This window comes from Erwinia sp. HR93 (genome assembly GCF_034555055.1).
GTDB classification, from domain to species: Bacteria; Pseudomonadota; Gammaproteobacteria; order Enterobacterales; family Enterobacteriaceae; genus Apirhabdus; species Apirhabdus apintestini.
Genome location: NZ_JAXUDP010000001.1, coordinates 133,717 through 152,418 on the forward strand (window position 1 = coordinate 133,717; position 18,702 = coordinate 152,418).

Here is an 18,702-nt window from a genome sequence, read left to right on the forward strand (position 1 = left end):
AAACCGCTATAGCGCCAGCGTGTATACCTTATCCGGCTTTACGCGCGTGCGACTGGCGATAAGCGACCAAATCTTCAATAGTAACGACCGCCATATTGTGCTGGCGGGCAAATTCAATACACTCCGGCGCGCGCGCCATAGTGCCGTCATCATTGGTCAATTCACACAGTACGCCAGCAGGTTTGAAGCCAGCCAGAGTGACTAAATCAATGGTGGCTTCCGTATGGCCGCCGCGCGTCAGCACGCCGCCGGGCTGCGCACGCAGTGGAAATACGTGCCCGGGCCGGTTCAGATCGGAAGGTTTTGCCTCATCGGCGATCGCCGCGCGAACGGTGGTTAAGCGATCTGCGGCGGAGACGCCGGTCGTAACGCCGTGCGCTGCTTCAATCGTCACGGTAAAACCGGTACCAAACGCGCTGGTGTTGTTTTCGACCATCATCGGCAAATCGAGCTGTTTACGGCGCTCGTCGGTCAGGCATAAGCAAACAATTCCGCTGCCGTGGCGAATAGTCAGCGCCATTTGCTCCACGGTCATTGTCTGAGCCGGGAAGATCATGTCACCTTCGTTTTCACGATCTTCATCGTCAAGCACCATCGCGCCACGGCCTTCGCGTAAAGCGGTCAGCGCATTTTCAACGCGTTCTTCGGGTGTGCCAAAAGCAGAAAGTAGCGTCTGATTCATGGTAAATTAACCTCATTAATAATATGGATTACCAGAATCAGGGCGGTCTTAGGAGTGCCTGTACAGGCTATAACAAGAACGTGGCAGGGCTTAACGCCCGTCATGACTGTTATCCTCTCCCATCCGGACTATTACCGTCGGCCCCGGAATTTCACCGGATCTGCTGTCCTTCAAAACAGTAGCTTCGAAGCGCTCGCGGGCTTTCAGCCTGTGCTGATTTACCGCCGGTGGGGAATTACACCCCGCCCTGAGAATAAGCATATAAACTATAACGCCAATTATTTTCTCCGGCAACGATGATTCAAACCTGACCTGCCAAAACAGCATAAAATAAGCTTAATAACAGCAGGTTAACATTCTAAGGCTCTCATGCAGCAGTATTCACCGTTTGATACCGGCCTCTGTTTTCGGGCTTTGGCAGCCCAAGCCTGTACAATTCTGGTTTATCCCCCGCCCGCCACGCATTACAATTAACGGAATAACCCTTATCGCTTCAGAGAAATTACGATGATTGACCCGAAAAAAATCGAACAAATCGCCCGCCAAATCCACGAGTCGATGCCGCAGGGGATCCGTGAGTTCGGAGAGGATATGGAGAAAAAATTGCGCCAAATTTTACAGGCGCAGCTTGGGCGCCTGGATTTAGTCAGTCGTGAAGAATTCGATGTACAGACTCAAGTTTTATTGCGCACCCGCGAAAAGCTCACCGCGCTGGAGCAGCGTCTGAACGCGCTGGAAACTCAGACCCAAAGCCCCGCGCCTGCCTCTGACGATCAGTAATACGCAATAAAGGCGCCTGGCTCCAGGCGCCTTAGCATCCCCGGCGCGTTAAGACCGTATTTATCCCAATCAATAAAGGCCCGTAGTGGGTAATTAACCGCAGTAAAATTTCGCTGCCTCTATGACTTCGGCTTAATCAGCATCCCAGGCAATCAGCACACTGCCATAACCCGGCAAAATACCTCGTTGTCAGTCGCGCTGTTTATCCGCCAACACATTCCAGAGGCAAGGCCGACAAATGCGTATCCAATTCATCTGATTTCGCAGCAGTTCCTGAAATCTGCCAGCATTTTTTACTGATTACGCCAGTTTAAAAGCGCTAAAAAAGCATTGTCCGTTATATAAAAATAATACTGAAGCAAACAAAACCCCGCTAAAACAGCGTCGATTGCGCCGCCGGGTAAACAAGCTCATTACCGCTTTCATAGAAGGCGGCGTTGATTGCGCACCAGGAGGCGTACCAATCCCCTTAAAAAGAAGTTTCCGCCGGTCCTGTAAGTTTTGAATCCCCGCACAATAATCAGGCAGAGCTAAAACCTGTTGATGACCACGCCCACAGAGCGTGGTGCAGTAAATAATCCACCTGCACAGCAGGCGGCTTTGACACAGCCCCTTAAAGGGGGCTTACTGCCCTTCCACACCGGGCTGGATTTGCCGTTCTTCTTCTGCCGGATGGCCGGCGGCAGCGACCTCTTGAAGCGGTGCGTGAATATGAAAAGACACTGCTGGACGAGTTGAGTTTGCTGCGTGAGGCTGCAAATGCAATTTTCGCGACCTTGTCCCGGTACCGCACATACCGTCGGATTATTTCTTCGTTTGCCCCCGCCGGGTCCACAAAATATCCTCTTTGCCAGATGGGATTCCCCCCTGGTTTGTGCTTCCTGAGATAAGAATACTTCGCAAACGGCCTAATGGCCGCTCGCCCTTTCACTAATCCCATTAGCTCCGGGACACGCAAACCCGCCGGCGTTCTCACTACCAGAGGAACATGAGCAATCCGTACATTTAACGCCACGGCCGTGCATTTCTTCATGCTGCAGCAAAGGTAAATACCACGGTAAAGCGCTTTACCGGGATTGCCGTTGAGGATTTTGTATCCGTGCTTCGGGGTCGATACGGGATGATACTGACAGCGACAGAATACGTGGCAGGCGGATTGCCGTCTGCTCATGCTATTGACTCCCTGATTTACTGGTAACAAATCGGGGCAGTATTTAGCATGCGCATGCCACGGGCAAAGCCCCACATAAACGAGCGCCGCCTCCCCGGGAGGGGGTTTAATATTGACAAAAAAACCGGCCCCAAAGACCGGTTTTCTACAATTCAGGCATTGCCAAAGGCGACTACAGTTTATCACCCTGAATTTTATTAATAATAAGAGTGGTAGAACAGCCGTCCTCAAAATTAAGGACTTTCACTTCGCCGCCGTTATCCCACACCTCTTTGCTACCGGCGATATCTTCAGGCTTATAATCGCCGCCTTTTACCAGCAAATCAGGTAGGATCTGCGCAATCAAACGCTGCGGCGTATCCTCTTCAAACGGCACCACCCAGTCAACGGACTCCAGCGCGCTGAGCACTATCATACGCTGGTCCTGCGGGTTAACCGGGCGCGTATCGCCTTTCAGACGGCGGGTAGATGCATCGCTGTTAACGGCGACAATCAGGCGGTCGCCAAGCTTACGCGCGTTTGCCAAATATGAGACGTGTCCGGCGTGCAAAATATCAAACACGCCGTTGGTCATCACAATTTTCTCACCGCGCTGACGCGCTGCGGCAACGGCCTGCTGCAACCCGGCTTCGCTCATGACCCCGAACCCTGTTTCCGAACGACCGCGCACCGCATTTTCGAGTTCTACCGGCGTGACCGTAGAGGTGCCAAGCTTACCAACCACTACACCAGCAGCGACGTTGGCGAAGTAACATGCTTCTTCCAGCGTATTTCCGGCGGCCAGCGTCGCCGCCAGAACGCCAATGACCGTATCGCCCGCGCCGGTAACATCATAAACCTCCTGCGCCAGCGTAGGCAGATGAAGCGGCGGTTTTCCGGGCTGTAACAGCGTCATCCCGTGCTCAGAGCGCGTCACCAGCAGCGCCGCCAGTTCATACGTCGCAATAAGCTGCATCCCGCGCGCTACCAGCTCCTCATCGCTGCGACATTTCCCTACTACCGCCTCAAACTCTGACAAATTCGGCGTTAGCAGCGTCGCACCGCGATAGCGTTCAAAATCAGCGCCCTTCGGATCGATTAAAACCGGGACTCCCGCCGCGCGGGCCAGTGCAATCATTTGCTGAACGCTGGCCAGCGCGCCTTTAGCGTAATCAGACAGCACCAGCGCGCCTACGTGCGGCAGCGCCTGGCTAATGCGCTCATGTAACGGCTGTGGATCGACGCCGTCAAACCCTTCTTCAAAGTCGAGGCGAATAAGCTGCTGATTGCGCGAGAGCACGCGCAGTTTCGTGATTGTGGGGTGTGTCGGTACGGCAACAAAGTCACACTTAACGCTGACATCGCTCAGCGCCTGGCCCAGCGCCCGCGCCGCATCATCGATACCGGTCAGCCCGGCAAGGCGGGACTCCGCGCCCAGCGAAGCGATATTCATCGCCACATTCGCCGCACCGCCGGGGCGCTCTTCCACCGTATCGACTTTTACTACCGGCACCGGCGCCTCAGGGGAGATGCGATTTGTAGGACCGTACCAATAACGATCCAGCATCACATCGCCCACGACCATGACGCCTGCTCGCCCAAATTCTGGCAGCGTTACTTTCATTCCTGACTCTCCGGGGAGTAACAAAATCTGTGCGCGATAATACCATATTTAGGGATAGCCGCACGGCTACGGCGCGTCAATCCACGAATGCCAGCTCTCAATCACTTGCGCACGCTCGGTGCTAAATGCCGGTTCGGCAATACGACCGGGGAGCGCCTGCAGCGCCAGACGGTGTAATTCATTGCGCAGCGTTACATATGCCTGGGTTAGCGCCATTGCTTCGCTTTGCGACATCAGGCAATTTTGCGCCAGCAGTTCGAAAATGCGCACATTATCGGACCAGCGCGTTAACGCCGGCGCGCGGTTTGCAAAACGCAGCACCAGATATTGCGCAATAAACTCAATATCCGTTATCCCACCCGCATCAGCTTTAATATCAAATAGCCCGGGTTGACGCGTGGCGAGGTGAGCGCGCATTTTTTCCCGCATCTCACGCACCTCAGCGCAAAGCGAAGTCTCGTCACGGCGCTGCGTCAGTATCGTATGGCGCACGCTATCAAAAGCCTGCCTGAGCGCCGGAGATCCATACACTACGCGAGCGCGCACCAGCGCCTGATGTTCCCAGGTCCACGCGTCGTTACGCTGATAATCGGCAAATGCCTGCACCGGCGTTACCAGTAAACCCGCCGCGCCGGACGGGCGTAAACGCGCATCGACTTCATACAAAATGCCTGAGGTCGTGCGCGTGCTAAACAAGTGCATGACGCGCTGAGCCAGCCGTAAATAAAACTGCCGCCCGTCAATCACGCGCGGCCCGTCCGTCATCGCATCTGCGGGGCAATCGTGCAAAAAGACCAAATCTAAATCCGAACCGTAGCCTAGCTCCCAGCCACCCAGCTTGCCATAACCCACTACGGCGAACCCTTCGCCTTGCTCCTCATTCAGGTGTTCAGGGCGCCCGTAGCGCGCCACCATTTGCTGCCACGCCGTGCGTACCACCGCATCAATCATGGTTTCCGCCAGCCAGGTAAGCCTGTCACTGACCTGCATTATCGGCAGGGTGCCGGCAATATCCGCAGCGGCAATGCGCAGCATTTGCACCTGTTTGAACTGGCGCAGCGCCTCTAGCTGCTGCTCTTCGTCGTCATCGGGTACCCGGAGTAAATATTGCCGCAATTCATCGCGATAAGCGTCGACGGCCGTCGCATGATAAAGCGTATTAGAATCAAGCAGCTCATCCAGCAATAACGGATAGCGCGCCAGTTGATCCGCCACCATTGGCGACGCGGCGCACAGCCGAATCAGATGCTGCAGTGTGCCGGGATATTCGGTTAACAATTCAAGGTATGTGGTTCGCGATACGATGCCTGTCAGTAAAGGAGTAATCCGCGCCAGCAGGACCGCCGCATCCTCGCGCGCGCAGACTTCGCTGAGTAAATGCGGCATCAGCCGATCGAGCACCAGGCGCCCGCGCGGCCCGACGGTCCGCCGGTCGAGATCGCGGCGAAAATCCTCTATTCGCGCCAGTACATGCTGGCACGCTTCGGGCGTTAAATGCGCCAGCACGCCGAATTCGTCATTACCGTTGGCGCTATCCAGCCATAGCGCTCGCCCAATCTCATTGAGCGCCTCATCGCCTCCACCCGGTTGATCTTCTTCGCCAATAAGCGCATTGAAAATGCGCCGCACGCGCGCCATATGCGTATGCAGGCAAGCCTGAAGCGCGGGCCAGTCGTCTTGTTGCATAGCCCAGGCCAGCCGCGCGCGATCCAGCGGATCTTCCGGTAGCGTTTGGGTTTGTTCATCGCGAATACTTTGTAGCAGGTTCTCAAGGCGACGTAAGAATAAGTAGGCTTCACGCAGGGCGCAGGTTTCTTCTTCGCTTAATAGATGAAGCGCTTGCAGCGCCTCCAGAGTCGGCAATAGCGCCCGCTGCTGTAACTGCGGCTCACGCCCGCCGCGTATCAACTGGAAAACCTGTACGATAAACTCAATTTCCCGGATCCCACCGGCGCCAAGCTTAATATTATCCGTCAGGCCGCGTCGCCGAACCTCCCGGGCTATCATACCCTTCATGTTACGCAGCGACTGAATAACGCTGAAATCGATATACCGGCGGAAAACGAAGGGCCGCAATAAGGTATGCAGCGCCGGACGCCAAAGTTCTGCATCTGCCCCCAGCAGGCGCGCTTTCACCATCGCATAACGCTCCCAGTCGCGCCCCTGCTCCTGATAGTACTCTTCCAGCGCCGCAAAACTTAGCGCCAGCGGCCCACTGTCGCCGAACGGCCTTAATCGCATATCCACACGATAAACGAAACCGTCCTGCGTGGGTTGGCTCAGTACTTTAATTAACCGCTGCCCCAGGCGAGTAAAAAATTGCGCATTATCCAGTTCGCGACGCCCACCGCGCGTTACACCGTGTTCCGGCCACGCAAAAATCAAATCGATATCAGAAGAAAAATTCAGCTCTTCACCGCCGAGCTTCCCCATCCCTAGAATCAGGAGCGGCTGGGGTTTCCCGCTGGCGTCACAGGGCGTCCCCCATTCACGGCTGCAGGCTTCCCATAGCCAGTCTCGGGCGGCGATTATGAGCGTTTCGGCCAGAACGCTAAGCTGTTTTAACGTCTGCTGTGTCGATGCCTGGTTTAGCGTCTGGCTCCACGCAATGCGCGTCATAATACGGCGGCGAAAACGGCGCAGCGTATGCATAAGCGCAGTTTCCTCATGCACATTCTCCAGCTCACAGGTCAGCCAGTGAGCATAATCTCGCCACTCATCCGCCGTGGGCGCGGAGCGCAGCAGGTCTTCAAGGTAGCCCGGCTCACGCAGCGCTTCATTACTGAAGAATTCGCTGAAACACAGCACCGACCGCGCATCAGAAGAGAGCATTTCTGGCGCTATCGTAGGTGCCAGGCGCGCCGCTACGCTTTGCCAGTGCTGCCGTAACGCCGGGGAAAGCTGCATATAAGCGTCCTTAATAAGGGGGAAATTAGCGCCCGCTATGACGCCAGAACGGCGCTTCTTTTATCGCCAGTTTGCGCAATTTTTCATAGTCCGCTGCGCGCTGCGCCGCCACGGCACCCTCCAGCGCCTGCCAGTTCGCAATCCATACGGCGCTGTGCGCGGGGGGATATACGCCCGCCAGAATCTGCGCCATATCCACCGCGCGTTGTAAGCGCGGCAACTGCGCCGGATAGTCGGACGGCGGCGCGTGAAATGTTTTTTTCAGTTCCGCGCTGATACGCCCTAACTGAGTGTCGGCAAAACGCTTCAGTGAACCCTGTAGCTGCTTTTTCGCTGCTTCGTCAAGATACGGGCGCCAGCCGCAGGTCACCATGAAGTCAGTGAGTGCTAACTTAGGTGCATTTGCCGTCGCGCTCCAGAGGACGCTCTGCTCCCGCGCAGGGGATATCAACTGCTGCTCATAGTCGGCAAGCTGCTCACGTAAGTGGGTGCTCGCTTTTCTTGGAATTACCGCACCGAAAAGCGCCAGCGCGTGCTGTAACCGCTTGATTGCGAGATACACTTCACTGGCGGCATCGGCTACGCCGCGCGCCCACAGCTCTTCATGATACTGCCAGTGCGATAGCGCGCTTTCCAGCGCCACGACCAACCCCTGCTCCAGCGTTGCGCCGGCAGGCATGTTCTCAGCGGAAAATGCTTTTACTTCACCCACGGCGCGCGCCTGGGCCAGCGCATAGCCGCGCGCGGCTTTGCTTAGGCCGCCCTGACGAATACCGTCGCGCAATATATAGCGCTCGGTGAATTTCAGTAACGCGGATACATCGCCGTCCAGTAGCTCCAGTTCCAGCTCACATAGCGGTTCGCTGCGCGCGTCTGCATCGACGCTCCCATTGTCCAGAGCAATCTCCATGTGGGCCTGCTCGAAAGTGACCACCCACGTCTCGCGCGTGAAATCTGTGCGAAATAGCGGCTTAACCGCCTGCTCCAGCCGGGCGGCATCAAGGCCCGCCGGCCACATGTCGGCAGGGAAGCGCGCAAGTTCCGGCACCGGATGCTCAACCGGGACGTTGTATTCCGGGCGCTGATGCAATCCACCAAGGGTTTTACCCGCGGTTTTCATCGTCATTTCAAAGCGCCCGTCCACCCCGCGCACGCGCAGTCCCATATCATGGCGACGCAGCAATAAATCCGGCGTTTCGTAGTAGATATTCACGAGTTTTCGGCCAGACTGGCGCTCATTAGACAGCGCATTCAAGTCTTCACGCAGTGACGTAATAACTTCGGGTCTGACGATGAATTTGATTTCGATTTCTTGTGTCATAGCTTTGTTTGTATATCGTTTTGTCAGAGTCTGATAAAATTTCTGGCGAACTAACGCGGTAAATATGTGTCAGTAAATAATATTTTGCGCCAAATTGCCACGCTGTGACGATTTGACGGGCGTAAAACCTGAACCAGTGGCTACGGCGAGCGGCGGGATTACCAGGATGATTCTCATTCAGGTTTTATCAGCCCCTCGTCAGACTGAGTCCACTATGACTGTTCCACGCTTTATGACAATAACGACGATCTAATGCAGAAATTACGCCTGATTACCTTTATTTTACTCTCTCTCGGCGCCGGGGCCGTGGCCCACGCGGAAGAGAACCGTTATGTTTCAGACGATTTAACTACCTGGGTACGCAGCGGCCCTGGAGATAATTACCGTCTGGTCGGCACCATCAATGCAGGTGAAAAAGTAACGCTTCTGCAAAGCAGCGGTAAATACGGCCAGATCCGTGATAATAGCGGCCGGACGGCCTGGGTAATGCTGGATGAACTGCGTAACACGCCCAGCCTGCACGTGCGCGTACCGGATTTGGAAAACCAGGTAAAAACGTTAACCGATAAACTGAATAATATTGACGGCACCTGGAATCAGAAAACGGCCGAAATGCAGAAAAAGGTCGCTGAAAGCGACAGTGTGATCAACGGCCTGAAAGCTGAAAATCAACAGCTTAAAAATCAGCTCGTGGTGGCGCAGAAAAAGGTTAATGCAGCAAACCTACAGCTTAATGACAAACAGCGCACCATTATTATGCAATGGTTTATGTACGGCGGCGGCGTTGCAGGCGTGGGCCTGCTATTGGGTCTGTTGTTACCGCACATGATCCCCAGCCGCAAGCGCAAAGACCGCTGGATGAACTAACCCCCTTTCTCAATAACGGGCGCCTGGCGCCCGTTAGTTCTGACATCACCACCTTTCTTTCGCCTTCTTCTCTACACTTACGTATGATGCGTTTTTCATTTTCTCAGGAGTGTGAGCGTGAAGATTTATCTGGTCGGCGGCGCCGTTCGCGATGCGTTATTGAATCTGCCGGTAAAAGATAAAGACTGGGTCGTGGTCGGCGCAACGCCGCAGGAAATGCTGAATGCCGGATACCGGCAGGTCGGCCGTGATTTTCCGGTTTTTCTACACCCTCAAACTCAGGAAGAATATGCGCTGGCGCGCACCGAGCGTAAGTCAGGACAAGGATATACCGGCTTTATTTGCCACGCCGCGCCAGACGTCACCCTGGAACAAGACTTGCTGCGCCGGGATTTGACCATCAACGCCATCGCACTCGGCGAAGCGGAGGATTATATCGATCCCTTCGGCGGCCAGGAGGATATTCTTCAGCGCACGCTACGTCACGTCTCCCCCGCCTTTACCGAAGATCCACTGCGCGTTTTACGCGTTGCACGTTTCGCGGCCCGCTATGCGCATCTGGATTTTCAGATAGCGCCAGAAACCATGTCGCTAATGCGTGACATGGCCGCGCGCGGCGAACTTGAGCACCTCACGCCCGAGCGGGTCTGGAAAGAAACAGAAAGTGCGCTCGGCACTCAAAGCCCTCACGTCTATTTTCAGGTATTACGCGATTGCGGCGCCCTTGCTACGCTGTTCCCTGAAATCAACGCGCTATTTGGCGTGCCAGCACCGGCTAAATGGCATCCAGAAATCGATACCGGGGTTCATACCCTGATGACACTACATATGGCTTCCCGGCTCAGCCCGGCTGTAGATGTACGTTTCGCCGCGCTGACGCACGATGTGGGCAAGGGCTTAACTCCGCCGCGCCTGTGGCCCAGCCATCACGGGCACGGACCGGCTGGCGTCAGGTTGATTGAGAATTTGTGCCAGCGTCTGCGCGTTCCTAATGATATTCGGGACTTAGCAAAACTGGTGGCCCGGTATCACGATCTCATCCACACATTTGCCGTATTGCAGCCTAAAACGCTGGTTAAGCTGTTCGATGACATCGATGCGTGGCGCAAGCCCCAGAGAATTGAACAAATCGCTATCACCAGCGAAGCCGACGCTCGTGGACGCACGGGTTTTGAACACAGCGATTATCCGCAAGGGCGCTGGCTGCGCAGCGCCTGGCAGGCGGCGCAAAGCGTCCCCACCCGTGAGGTTATCGATGCAGGTTTCCAGGGGCCAGCCATCCGCGAAGAACTGCGGCGGCGGCGTATCTGCGCCGTAGCCCGGTGGAAAGCACTGCACGGCCCTCACTCTTAAGCCAGTGGCTTACATAAAGACCATATATACCGCGAACGCAACGATAAAACGATAAATAGCGAAGGGAATAAACGAAATTCGCTTAATGAGTTGCAGAAAGGTTTTGATGGCCAGCAGCGCAACCAAAAATGCCATCACAAAACCGACGGCAAACAGCGGTAAATCCACCAGTGAGAGGAAACCAATACTCTTATATAGGTCGAGCGCCGTCGCGCCGATCATCATAGGCACCGCCAGCAGGAAAGAATATTCTGACGCCGCATAGCGGCTAACTCCCATTAGCATGCCGCCAGAAATTGTGGCACCGGAACGTGAAAACCCCGGCCATAGCGCCAGACACTGAAAGCAGCCAATAGCAAATGCCTGCCTGTAGGTCATATCATCCAGCCCTACCGCGCGCGGCGTTTTAGGTTTGAACCACTCCGCGACGAGCAGCAGAATGCCACCAGCAATTAGCGCATACGCCACATTTAGCGGAGTAAATAGATCCTTAATCGCATGATGAAATATCAGGCCCAGAGCTACTGCCGGCACCATGCCTAAAAGAATATGAATTAATGACAGTCGACCGGTACCTTCGCCTTCATGCGGCTGCGGACCAAAATGAATGCCAATAAGCCCGAACAGACGGCGCCAGAACATCACTATCACGGCAAGAATCGATCCTAGCTGAATGACGACTTCAAAGGTTTCCGCTTTATCACCGCGAAAGCCCAATAAATGGCCGATAATAATCATATGCCCGGTGCTGGAGACGGGTAGAAATTCCGTCAGTCCTTCAACCACGCCAAGAATGGCAGCAACCATCAGCGAATGTACATCGCTCATTAACGACACCCTCTATGCAATCCCTAAAATAAAAACGGCCTTGCGGCCGGAAACAATCAAGCTTATGACTAGCGAACGGGCAATTCGTTTACTGGAATATTACGCTGTGGGCGCTTTCGGAATAACCCCACGCTCAATGATTACCCCTACGCGCGCCGCGCGCGCCACCGCGCCCGGTTTACTGACTTTAATTCGCACCCATGGAGTAGAAAAGCGGTTTAATAGCAGCGTCGCTACTTCTTCCGCCACGCGCTCTACCAGAGCGAAACGCCCGCCTGCGACATGTGCGACTACCGCTTCACTAACGTCGGCGTAGCTCAGGCAGTCCTGGACGTTATCGCTCATCGCCGCGCGTCGGTTATCCCATCCCATTTCGATATCGAACACTAATTGCTGTTCAATGGTCTGCTCCCAGTCATACACGCCAATAGTGGTAATCACTGAAAGTTGCTCTATAAATACTTTATCCATCGTTACCTGCCGTCATTCTCTGTTCACTTCGGACGCGAGCGTTTATCGCAAGCGCTGTGTCACAGACGAGAGCCGCCTGAATACCATCGGTGGGTGCGTGACTTGGTAAAATGTTACGCGTCTCACACTGTGTTCTATTAGGGCGAAGCGCCCGCAAGAGGGATACCACTTGCCGTGAAATATGCGTATTATCCACGGATGCAGAGAATAAAACGATTTTTTCAAAATGGAACCGCGTTATGAGTGCAATCGCGCCTGTAATGGTCGTCCTCGCTTATCTGTGTGGCTCTATCTCCAGCGCTATTCTGGTGTGCCGCATCGCCAGACTGCCCGATCCGCGTGAAAACGGTTCCGGTAATCCCGGCGCCACCAATGTACTGCGCCTCGGCGGGAAAGGCGCGGCTATCGCCGTTTTGTTGTTCGATGTTTTAAAAGGTATGTTACCGGTATGGGCCGCCTGGGCACTGGGCGTCACGCCGCTGTGGCTGGGCCTTATCGCAATAGCCGCCTGCCTTGGGCATATCTGGCCGATATTTTTTGGTTTCCGCGGCGGAAAGGGCGTTGCGACCGCATTTGGCGCTATCGCGCCCATCGGCTGGGATTTAACCGGGGTAATGACGATAACCTGGCTTATCACCGTGCTGCTCAGCGGCTATTCATCCCTTGGCGCCATTATTAGTGCATTAATCGCGCCGTTTTACGTGTGGTGGTTTAAGCCTCAGTTTACGTTTCCCGTGGCGATGCTTTCCTGCCTGATTCTGCTGCGCCATCACGATAATATTCAGCGCCTGTGGCGCGGGCAGGAGCCAAAAATCTGGAAACGCCTGCGCAAACGCTCAAAAAACAAAGAGTAAACGCGTTAGTCACCTACTCACCGGAGCAAAACCCACTCTCGCAGGAAAATCAGTAAAATAGCCGCATAATGCCTTCTAAAAAGCGGCTTCTGACCGCACCAATAATTCCTGACAAAAAACCACGCCTAAAGGGCGTGGTTTCTAGCCAGCGGCAACGACATTCATTTGCGAGTCGGACGCAGGTGGCGCAAACCAGAACTTCACGCCGCGGGCAAATCCGCCAGCGGCCAGCGGGGCCGAACGCTTACTTCAAGGCCGCTTACATTACCCGCTTTTAAACGAATCAACCCGGCATACGCTATCATCGCACCATTATCGGTACAAAACTCCGGCCGCGCGTAGAATACTTCGCCGCGGCGCTTCGCCATCATCTGTGCCAACCTCTCACGCAGCGTTCGGTTAGCGCTTACGCCACCGGCAACCACTAAACGGCTAAAGCCGGTTTGCTCCAGCGCGCGCCGGCATTTAATCATTAGCGTATCCACCACGGCGTCTTCAAACGCACGCGCGATATCAGCGCGTGCCTGCGGATCTTCGCCGCTGTCGCGAATAGTATTTGCAGCAAAAGTTTTTAACCCGGAGAAACTCAGATCCAGGCCGGGTCTGTCCGTCATCGGGCGCGGGAAAGTAAAGCGCCCCGGCACGCCCTGCGCGGCCATTTGCGACAGCCGCGGCCCGCCCGGGTAATCCAGCCCGAGCAACTTCGCTGTCTTATCAAACGCCTCACCGGCGGCGTCGTCAATGGACTCGCCAAGTAGCGCATACTGCCCAATTCCCGTCACGCTAATAAGCTGCGTATGCCCGCCGGATACCAGCAGCGCGACGAAGGGAAACGCCGGCGGCTGGGGTTCCAGCATCGGCGCTAATAAATGACCTTCCATGTGATGTACCGGCACGGCGGGCACATCCCAGGCAAAAGCCAGCGAGCGCCCTATCGTGGCGCCAACCAACAGGGCGCCCACCAGCCCCGGCCCGGCGGTATACGCAACGGCATCAATGTCATTTGCCTGTAGATTCGCCTCTTTTAGCGCGGCCTGAATAAGCGGCACCGTTTTACGCACGTGATCGCGCGAAGCAAGTTCTGGAACCACACCGCCGTAATCGGCATGCAGTTTTATTTGGCTATACAGTTGATTAGCGAGAAGCCCCGCATTGTCATCGTAAATAGCAATGCCGGTTTCATCGCAGGATGTCTCAATTCCCAGTACACGCATAACATTAAACTTTCTTCGCTGTTGACTGGGCGCAGTGTATGCGCGCGCGCGCGTGAAGTAAAATTGTGGTGCCATAGACGGTCGTTTTCGTGCGCTCCAATTGGCAACACACACGGTAAATACCTGTCACGCCAAAGCCAACCGCCCGTGCGGCACTCACTTCCTAGCAATAAAGCGCCATCGCCTGCCTTAATTTCACGCGCGCCTGCCCACATCCATCGGTAAATCTTCGCTCACTTTATGCCCGGCGCTGGTGTATACTTCCACGCCAAAAGGATTCTTGCTAAAAAGCGAATTTCTGGCTGGCTTGCGCTTTACAACGCGGCGGCAATTGCAGTAAAATTCCGCACCATTTTGAAATAGGCTGGCGTCTGATGCCAGCGGCAAACCGAATTAATCAAAGGTGAGAGGCACATGCCGGTAATTAAAGTACGTGAAAACGAGCCGTTCGACGTAGCACTGCGTCGCTTCAAACGTTCCTGCGAAAAAGCAGGCATCCTGGCGGAAGTTCGTCGTCGTGAGTTTTATGAAAAACCAACGACTGAACGTAAGCGCGCTAAAGCGTCTGCCGTGAAGCGTCACGCTAAGAAACTGGCTCGCGAAAACGCACGCCGTACTCGTCTGTATTAATTTCGGGAGGGGATAGCCCCTCGTGACTCAGACAGAGTTATAGTGACAAGGCCGTGCTTCCGAAAGGAATGCGCGGCTTGTTCTCGTTTATGAGCTAATAAATCGGGGCCTATGGCTGGACGTATCCCACGCGTTTTTATCAACGACTTGCTGGCGCGCACCGACATCGTCGATCTTATCGACGCGCGTGTGAAGCTAAAAAAGCAGGGTAAGAATTATCACGCGTGCTGCCCGTTCCATAATGAAAAAACCCCCTCTTTTACCGTAAACGGCGAAAAGCAGTTTTATCACTGTTTTGGCTGCGGCGCCCATGGCAACGTCATCGACTTTTTAATGAACTTTGACAAACTTGAATTTGTCGAATGCGTTGAAGAACTGGCGTCCATGCATAATTTAGATGTTCCCTTTGAGGCGGGCAACGGCCCCAGTCAGATTGAACGTCACCAGCGGCAAAGCCTGTATCAATTGATGGATGGCCTAAACGCCTTTTATCAGCAGGCATTAACACAGCCTCAGGCGCAAGGTGCACGCAGTTACCTGCAGCAGCGAGGCCTGAGCGACGAAGTAATCGCTCGTTTTTCTATTGGTTACGCACCGGAAGGCTGGGATAACGTACTTCGACGTTTTGGCGGAAATCAGGAAAATCGTCAGGCCTTAACCGACGCGGGAATGCTGGTTACCAACGATCGGGGACGCAGCTACGACCGCTTTCGTGAACGGGTTATGTTCCCTATTCGCGATAAGCGCGGACGTGTCATCGGCTTCGGCGGCCGCGTAATGGGCGACGGGCAGCCAAAATATCTGAACTCCCCGGAAACCGATATTTTTCATAAAGGCCGCCAGCTCTATGGTCTTTACGAAGCCCGGGAGCATGCATCCGAGCCGCAGCGCCTGTTAGTGGTAGAAGGCTATATGGATGTCGTCGCGCTGGCGCAATATGGCATTAACTATGCCGTAGCCTCGCTGGGAACATCCACGACGGCGGATCATATCCAGCTTTTGTTTCGTACCACAAACAGCGTCATTTGTTGCTATGACGGCGACAGAGCAGGACGCGACGCGGCGTGGCGCGCGCTTGAAACGGCGCTGCCGTATATGACGGATGGCCGCCAGTTACGCTTTATGTTCCTGCCGGACGGAGAAGACCCGGACACCCTCGTGCGTAAAGAGGGAAAAGAAGCATTTGAAGCGCGCATGGAGTCCGCTCAGCCGCTATCTATGTTTTTATTTAACAGCCTGTTGCCGCGGGTTGATCTGAGTACGCCGGACGGCCGCGCGCAGCTGAGTACGCTTGCGCTGCCGCTGATAACTCAGGTGCCAGGCGAAACGTTAAGGATTTATCTACGCCAGGAGCTCGGCAATAAACTGGGTATCCTCGACGATAGCCAGCTTGAAAAATTAATGCCGAAATTAGCTGAAAATGGCGCACAGCGTGCTTTACCCCAGCTAAAACGCACAACCATGCGTATACTAATAGGGTTGCTGGTGCAAAACCCGGAGCTTGCGCCATTGGTACCGCCATTAAATGCGCTCGATCCCAGTAAACTGCCCGGTTTGGCGCTGTTTAATGCACTGGTAGAGCAATGCTCTGCGCACCCGGGTCTTACGACCGGGCAGCTTTTAGAGCATTACCGTGGCACAAAAGAAGCGGTTACCCTTGAAAAACTCTCAATGTGGGACGATATAGCAGATAAGGATATTGCGGAAAAAACGTTCACTGACGCACTGGACCATTTATTCGATTCAGTGCTGGAAATGCGTCTTACGGAATTGATCGCACGCTCGCGCACGCAAGGGTTGACGCCCGCCGAACGCGAAGAAGTTCGTGTCATCACATTAGCACGCGCAAAAAAATAAATGACTTTAGCGGCTTAACTGCCGATATATCCTCGGGACAGCCCGAAGGCCGCGTAGATGGGCAGCGGCACGAAAACAAAACAGCCCGCATACGTTCTTGTTGGCGGTTTCGCCGACCGACACCAACCCTAAATAAGTGTGGATACCGTCTTATGGAGCAAAACCCGCAGTCACAGCTTAAACTTCTTGTCACACGTGGTAAGGAGCAAGGCTATCTGACCTATGCCGAGGTCAATGACCATCTGCCGGAAGATATCATCGACTCCGATCAGATCGAAGACATCATCCAAATGATTAACGATATGGGCATCCAGGTGATGGAAGAAGCACCGGACGCCGACGATCTGATGCTGGCCGAAAACACCGCAGACGAAGATGCCGCTGAAGCCGCCGCCCAAGTATTATCCAGCGTAGAATCCGAGATTGGACGCACCACGGACCCGGTTCGCATGTACATGCGCGAAATGGGTACCGTTGAGCTGCTCACGCGTGAAGGCGAGATAGATATCGCAAAACGCATCGAGGATGGCATTAACCAAGTGCAGTGCTCGGTTGCTGAATACCCGGAAGCAATCACCTATCTGCTGGAACAGTACGATCGCGTCGAAGCGGAAGAAGCGCGTCTTTCCGATCTTATCACCGGCTTTGTCGATCCGAACGCTGAAGAAGATATGGCGCCCACCGCGACCCACGTCGGTTCCGAACTTTCGGAAGAAGACCGTGACGACGACGACGACGAAGAGGACGACAGCGACGATGATAGCAGCGACGATGACAATAGCATCGATCCTGAACTGGCTCGCGAGAAATTCGGTGAACTGCGCGCGCAGTACGAAGTAACGCGCGATATCATCAAAAGCAAAGGCCGCAGCCACGCCGCGGCGCAGGATGAGATCCAGAAACTGTCCGACGTTTTTAAACAGTTCCGCCTCGTGCCGAAACAGTTCGACTATCTGGTTAACAACATGCGAACCATGATGGATCGCGTACGTACCCAGGAACGTCTCATCATGAAGCTGTGCGTTGAACAATGCAAAATGCCGAAGAAAAACTTCATCACGTTATTCACCGGTAATGAAACCAGCGATACCTGGTTTAACGCCGCGCTCGCGATGAATAAGCCGTGGTCTGAAAAACTGCATATCGTTGCAGAAGATGTTCAGCGCGGCCTGCAGAAACTGCAGCAGATTGAAGAAGAAACCGGCCTGACAATTGAGCAGGTAAAAGATATCAACCGCCGTATGTCTATCGGTGAAGCAAAAGCCCGCCGCGCGAAAAAAGAGATGGTTGAAGCTAACCTGCGTCTGGTTATCTCTATTGCGAAAAAGTACACCAACCGAGGTCTGCAGTTCCTGGATTTGATTCAGGAAGGCAATATCGGCCTGATGAAAGCGGTAGATAAGTTTGAATACCGCCGCGGCTATAAGTTCTCGACTTACGCAACGTGGTGGATTCGCCAGGCGATAACCCGCTCTATCGCAGACCAGGCGCGCACTATACGTATTCCGGTACATATGATTGAGACTATCAACAAACTCAATCGCATCTCCCGCCAAATGCTACAGGAGATGGGGCGCGAGCCTACGCCGGAAGAGTTGGCGGAGCGTATGCTAATGCCGGAAGATAAAATTCGTAAAGTGCTGAAAATCGCTAAAGAGCCTATCTCCATGGAAACGCCGATTGGCGATGACGAGGATTCGCATCTGGGCGATTTTATCGAGGACACCACCCTCGAACTGCCTTTGGACTCAGCGACCACTGAAAGCCTGCGTGCGGCAACGCACGACGTGCTGGCTGGCCTTACGGCGCGTGAAGCTAAAGTCCTGCGTATGCGTTTCGGTATCGACATGAATACCGACCACACGCTGGAAGAAGTCGGCAAACAGTTTGACGTAACCCGCGAACGTATTCGCCAGATTGAGGCGAAAGCGCTGCGTAAACTACGCCATCCGAGCCGTTCCGAAGTACTACGCAGCTTTTTGGACGATTAACGTTATTTAACACTAGCATTAACCAGAAGCCCCGCGCTTAGGCCCGGGGCTTTTTTATGGCTGCCTGAAAGCCTGATTCAGCGTGGCTGGCACCGCTTTTAGCGCTGCGTATTATCATTAGCCTCGTATTTACCGTACAGGCAAAGATTTTTTAACGTGCAGGCTATTCAGCA

Annotated in this window: 14 protein-coding genes, 1 pseudogene and 1 riboswitch; of the genes and pseudogenes, 7 read left to right on the plus strand and 8 right to left on the minus strand. The window is 54.4% G+C overall.

Annotated features, from left to right (window positions below):
• Positions 1–28 precede the first annotated feature (28 nt).
• Entirely contained in the window at positions 29–682 is a 654-nt protein-coding gene (gene ribB / locus SFA31_RS00655) for a 3,4-dihydroxy-2-butanone-4-phosphate synthase (protein ID WP_322836254.1), read from the minus strand.
• A gap of 107 nt (positions 683–789) precedes the next feature.
• Positions 790–941, minus strand: a riboswitch (FMN riboswitch).
• Positions 942–1,189: 248 nt separating this feature from the next.
• Here ribB and ubiK point away from each other — a divergent pair.
• On the plus strand, positions 1,190–1,462 hold the full coding sequence (gene ubiK / locus SFA31_RS00660) for a ubiquinone biosynthesis accessory factor UbiK (protein WP_322836255.1): 273 nt from the start codon (positions 1,190–1,192) through the stop codon (positions 1,460–1,462).
• 766 nt (positions 1,463–2,228) lie between these two features.
• Here the strand turns inward: ubiK and tnpA are convergent.
• The 4 genes and pseudogenes from tnpA to SFA31_RS00680 all read right to left on the minus strand — a co-directional run.
• Positions 2,229–2,633, minus strand: a pseudogene (tnpA, locus tag SFA31_RS00665) (IS200/IS605 family transposase); the annotation flags it as partial.
• 172 nt (positions 2,634–2,805) lie between these two features.
• Positions 2,806–4,236: a bifunctional D-glycero-beta-D-manno-heptose-7-phosphate kinase/D-glycero-beta-D-manno-heptose 1-phosphate adenylyltransferase HldE gene (gene hldE, locus SFA31_RS00670; RefSeq protein ID WP_322836256.1), complete on the minus strand. Its 1,431-nt coding sequence runs from the start codon at positions 4,234–4,236 to the stop codon at positions 2,806–2,808.
• Positions 4,237–4,302: 66 nt separating this feature from the next.
• Entirely contained in the window at positions 4,303–7,143 is a 2,841-nt protein-coding gene (gene glnE / locus SFA31_RS00675; protein ID WP_322836257.1) for a bifunctional [glutamate--ammonia ligase]-adenylyl-L-tyrosine phosphorylase/[glutamate--ammonia-ligase] adenylyltransferase, read from the minus strand.
• Between the two features lie 25 nt (positions 7,144–7,168).
• Entirely contained in the window at positions 7,169–8,464 is a 1,296-nt protein-coding gene (locus SFA31_RS00680) for an inorganic triphosphatase (RefSeq protein WP_322836258.1), read from the minus strand.
• A 252-nt stretch (positions 8,465–8,716) separates the two neighbouring features.
• Between SFA31_RS00680 and SFA31_RS00685 the strand changes: the two genes are divergently transcribed.
• Both SFA31_RS00685 and SFA31_RS00690 read left to right on the plus strand, forming a co-directional pair.
• On the plus strand, positions 8,717–9,331 hold the full coding sequence (locus SFA31_RS00685) for a TIGR04211 family SH3 domain-containing protein (protein WP_322836259.1): 615 nt from the start codon (positions 8,717–8,719) through the stop codon (positions 9,329–9,331).
• A gap of 117 nt (positions 9,332–9,448) precedes the next feature.
• Entirely contained in the window at positions 9,449–10,684 is a 1,236-nt protein-coding gene (locus SFA31_RS00690; RefSeq protein ID WP_322836260.1) for a multifunctional CCA addition/repair protein, read from the plus strand.
• Between the two features lie 9 nt (positions 10,685–10,693).
• Here SFA31_RS00690 and bacA read toward each other — a convergent pair whose 3' ends face one another.
• Both bacA and folB read right to left on the minus strand, forming a co-directional pair.
• The gene (gene bacA / locus SFA31_RS00695; RefSeq protein ID WP_322836261.1) at positions 10,694–11,512 is read right to left on the minus strand and encodes an undecaprenyl-diphosphate phosphatase; all 819 of its coding nucleotides are present in this window, start codon (positions 11,510–11,512) and stop codon (positions 10,694–10,696) included.
• Between the two features lie 99 nt (positions 11,513–11,611).
• The gene (gene folB / locus SFA31_RS00700) at positions 11,612–11,983 is read right to left on the minus strand and encodes a bifunctional dihydroneopterin aldolase/7,8-dihydroneopterin epimerase (RefSeq protein WP_322836262.1); all 372 of its coding nucleotides are present in this window, start codon (positions 11,981–11,983) and stop codon (positions 11,612–11,614) included.
• Between the two features lie 239 nt (positions 11,984–12,222).
• On the opposite strand from folB, the gene plsY reads away from it, so the two are divergent.
• Positions 12,223–12,837 carry a glycerol-3-phosphate 1-O-acyltransferase PlsY gene (gene plsY / locus SFA31_RS00705; RefSeq protein ID WP_322836263.1) on the plus strand — a complete coding sequence of 205 codons (615 nt, stop codon included), beginning with the start codon at positions 12,223–12,225 and terminating at the stop codon, positions 12,835–12,837.
• A gap of 200 nt (positions 12,838–13,037) precedes the next feature.
• Here the strand turns inward: plsY and tsaD are convergent, their stop codons facing one another.
• On the minus strand, positions 13,038–14,051 hold the full coding sequence (tsaD, locus tag SFA31_RS00710) for a tRNA (adenosine(37)-N6)-threonylcarbamoyltransferase complex transferase subunit TsaD (RefSeq protein ID WP_322836264.1): 1,014 nt from the start codon (positions 14,049–14,051) through the stop codon (positions 13,038–13,040).
• Between the two features lie 414 nt (positions 14,052–14,465).
• On the opposite strand from tsaD, the gene rpsU reads away from it, so the two are divergent.
• The 3 genes from rpsU (at position 14,466) to rpoD (ending at position 18,529) form a co-directional block, all read left to right on the plus strand.
• The gene (rpsU, locus tag SFA31_RS00715) at positions 14,466–14,681 is read left to right on the plus strand and encodes a 30S ribosomal protein S21 (protein WP_005295814.1); all 216 of its coding nucleotides are present in this window, start codon (positions 14,466–14,468) and stop codon (positions 14,679–14,681) included.
• Positions 14,682–14,792: 111 nt separating this feature from the next.
• Complete coding sequence (dnaG, locus tag SFA31_RS00720; RefSeq protein WP_322836265.1) at positions 14,793–16,538, plus strand: DNA primase; 1,746 nt, start codon at positions 14,793–14,795, stop codon at positions 16,536–16,538.
• 152 nt (positions 16,539–16,690) lie between these two features.
• Complete coding sequence (rpoD, locus tag SFA31_RS00725; RefSeq protein ID WP_322836266.1) at positions 16,691–18,529, plus strand: RNA polymerase sigma factor RpoD; 1,839 nt, start codon at positions 16,691–16,693, stop codon at positions 18,527–18,529.
• Positions 18,530–18,702 lie beyond the last annotated feature (173 nt).

Bases quoted from the DNA above. Each gene is read 5' to 3' on its own strand.
- ribB (WP_322836254.1), bottom strand. From the start codon at position 682: ATGAATCAGACGCTACTTTCTGCTTTTGGCACACCCGAAGAACGCGTT.
- ubiK (WP_322836255.1), top strand. From the start codon at position 1,190: ATGATTGACCCGAAAAAAATCGAACAAATCGCCCGCCAAATCCACGAG.
- hldE (WP_322836256.1), bottom strand. From the start codon at position 4,236: ATGAAAGTAACGCTGCCAGAATTTGGGCGAGCAGGCGTCATGGTCGTG.
- glnE (WP_322836257.1), bottom strand. From the start codon at position 7,143: ATGCAGCTTTCCCCGGCGTTACGGCAGCACTGGCAAAGCGTAGCGGCG.
- SFA31_RS00680 (WP_322836258.1), bottom strand. From the start codon at position 8,464: ATGACACAAGAAATCGAAATCAAATTCATCGTCAGACCCGAAGTTATT.
- SFA31_RS00685 (WP_322836259.1), top strand. From the start codon at position 8,717: ATGCAGAAATTACGCCTGATTACCTTTATTTTACTCTCTCTCGGCGCC.
- bacA (WP_322836261.1), bottom strand. From the start codon at position 11,512: ATGAGCGATGTACATTCGCTGATGGTTGCTGCCATTCTTGGCGTGGTT.
- folB (WP_322836262.1), bottom strand. From the start codon at position 11,983: ATGGATAAAGTATTTATAGAGCAACTTTCAGTGATTACCACTATTGGC.
- plsY (WP_322836263.1), top strand. From the start codon at position 12,223: ATGAGTGCAATCGCGCCTGTAATGGTCGTCCTCGCTTATCTGTGTGGC.
- tsaD (WP_322836264.1), bottom strand. From the start codon at position 14,051: ATGCGTGTACTGGGAATTGAGACATCCTGCGATGAAACCGGCATTGCT.
- rpsU (WP_005295814.1), top strand. From the start codon at position 14,466: ATGCCGGTAATTAAAGTACGTGAAAACGAGCCGTTCGACGTAGCACTG.
- dnaG (WP_322836265.1), top strand. From the start codon at position 14,793: ATGGCTGGACGTATCCCACGCGTTTTTATCAACGACTTGCTGGCGCGC.
- rpoD (WP_322836266.1), top strand. From the start codon at position 16,691: ATGGAGCAAAACCCGCAGTCACAGCTTAAACTTCTTGTCACACGTGGT.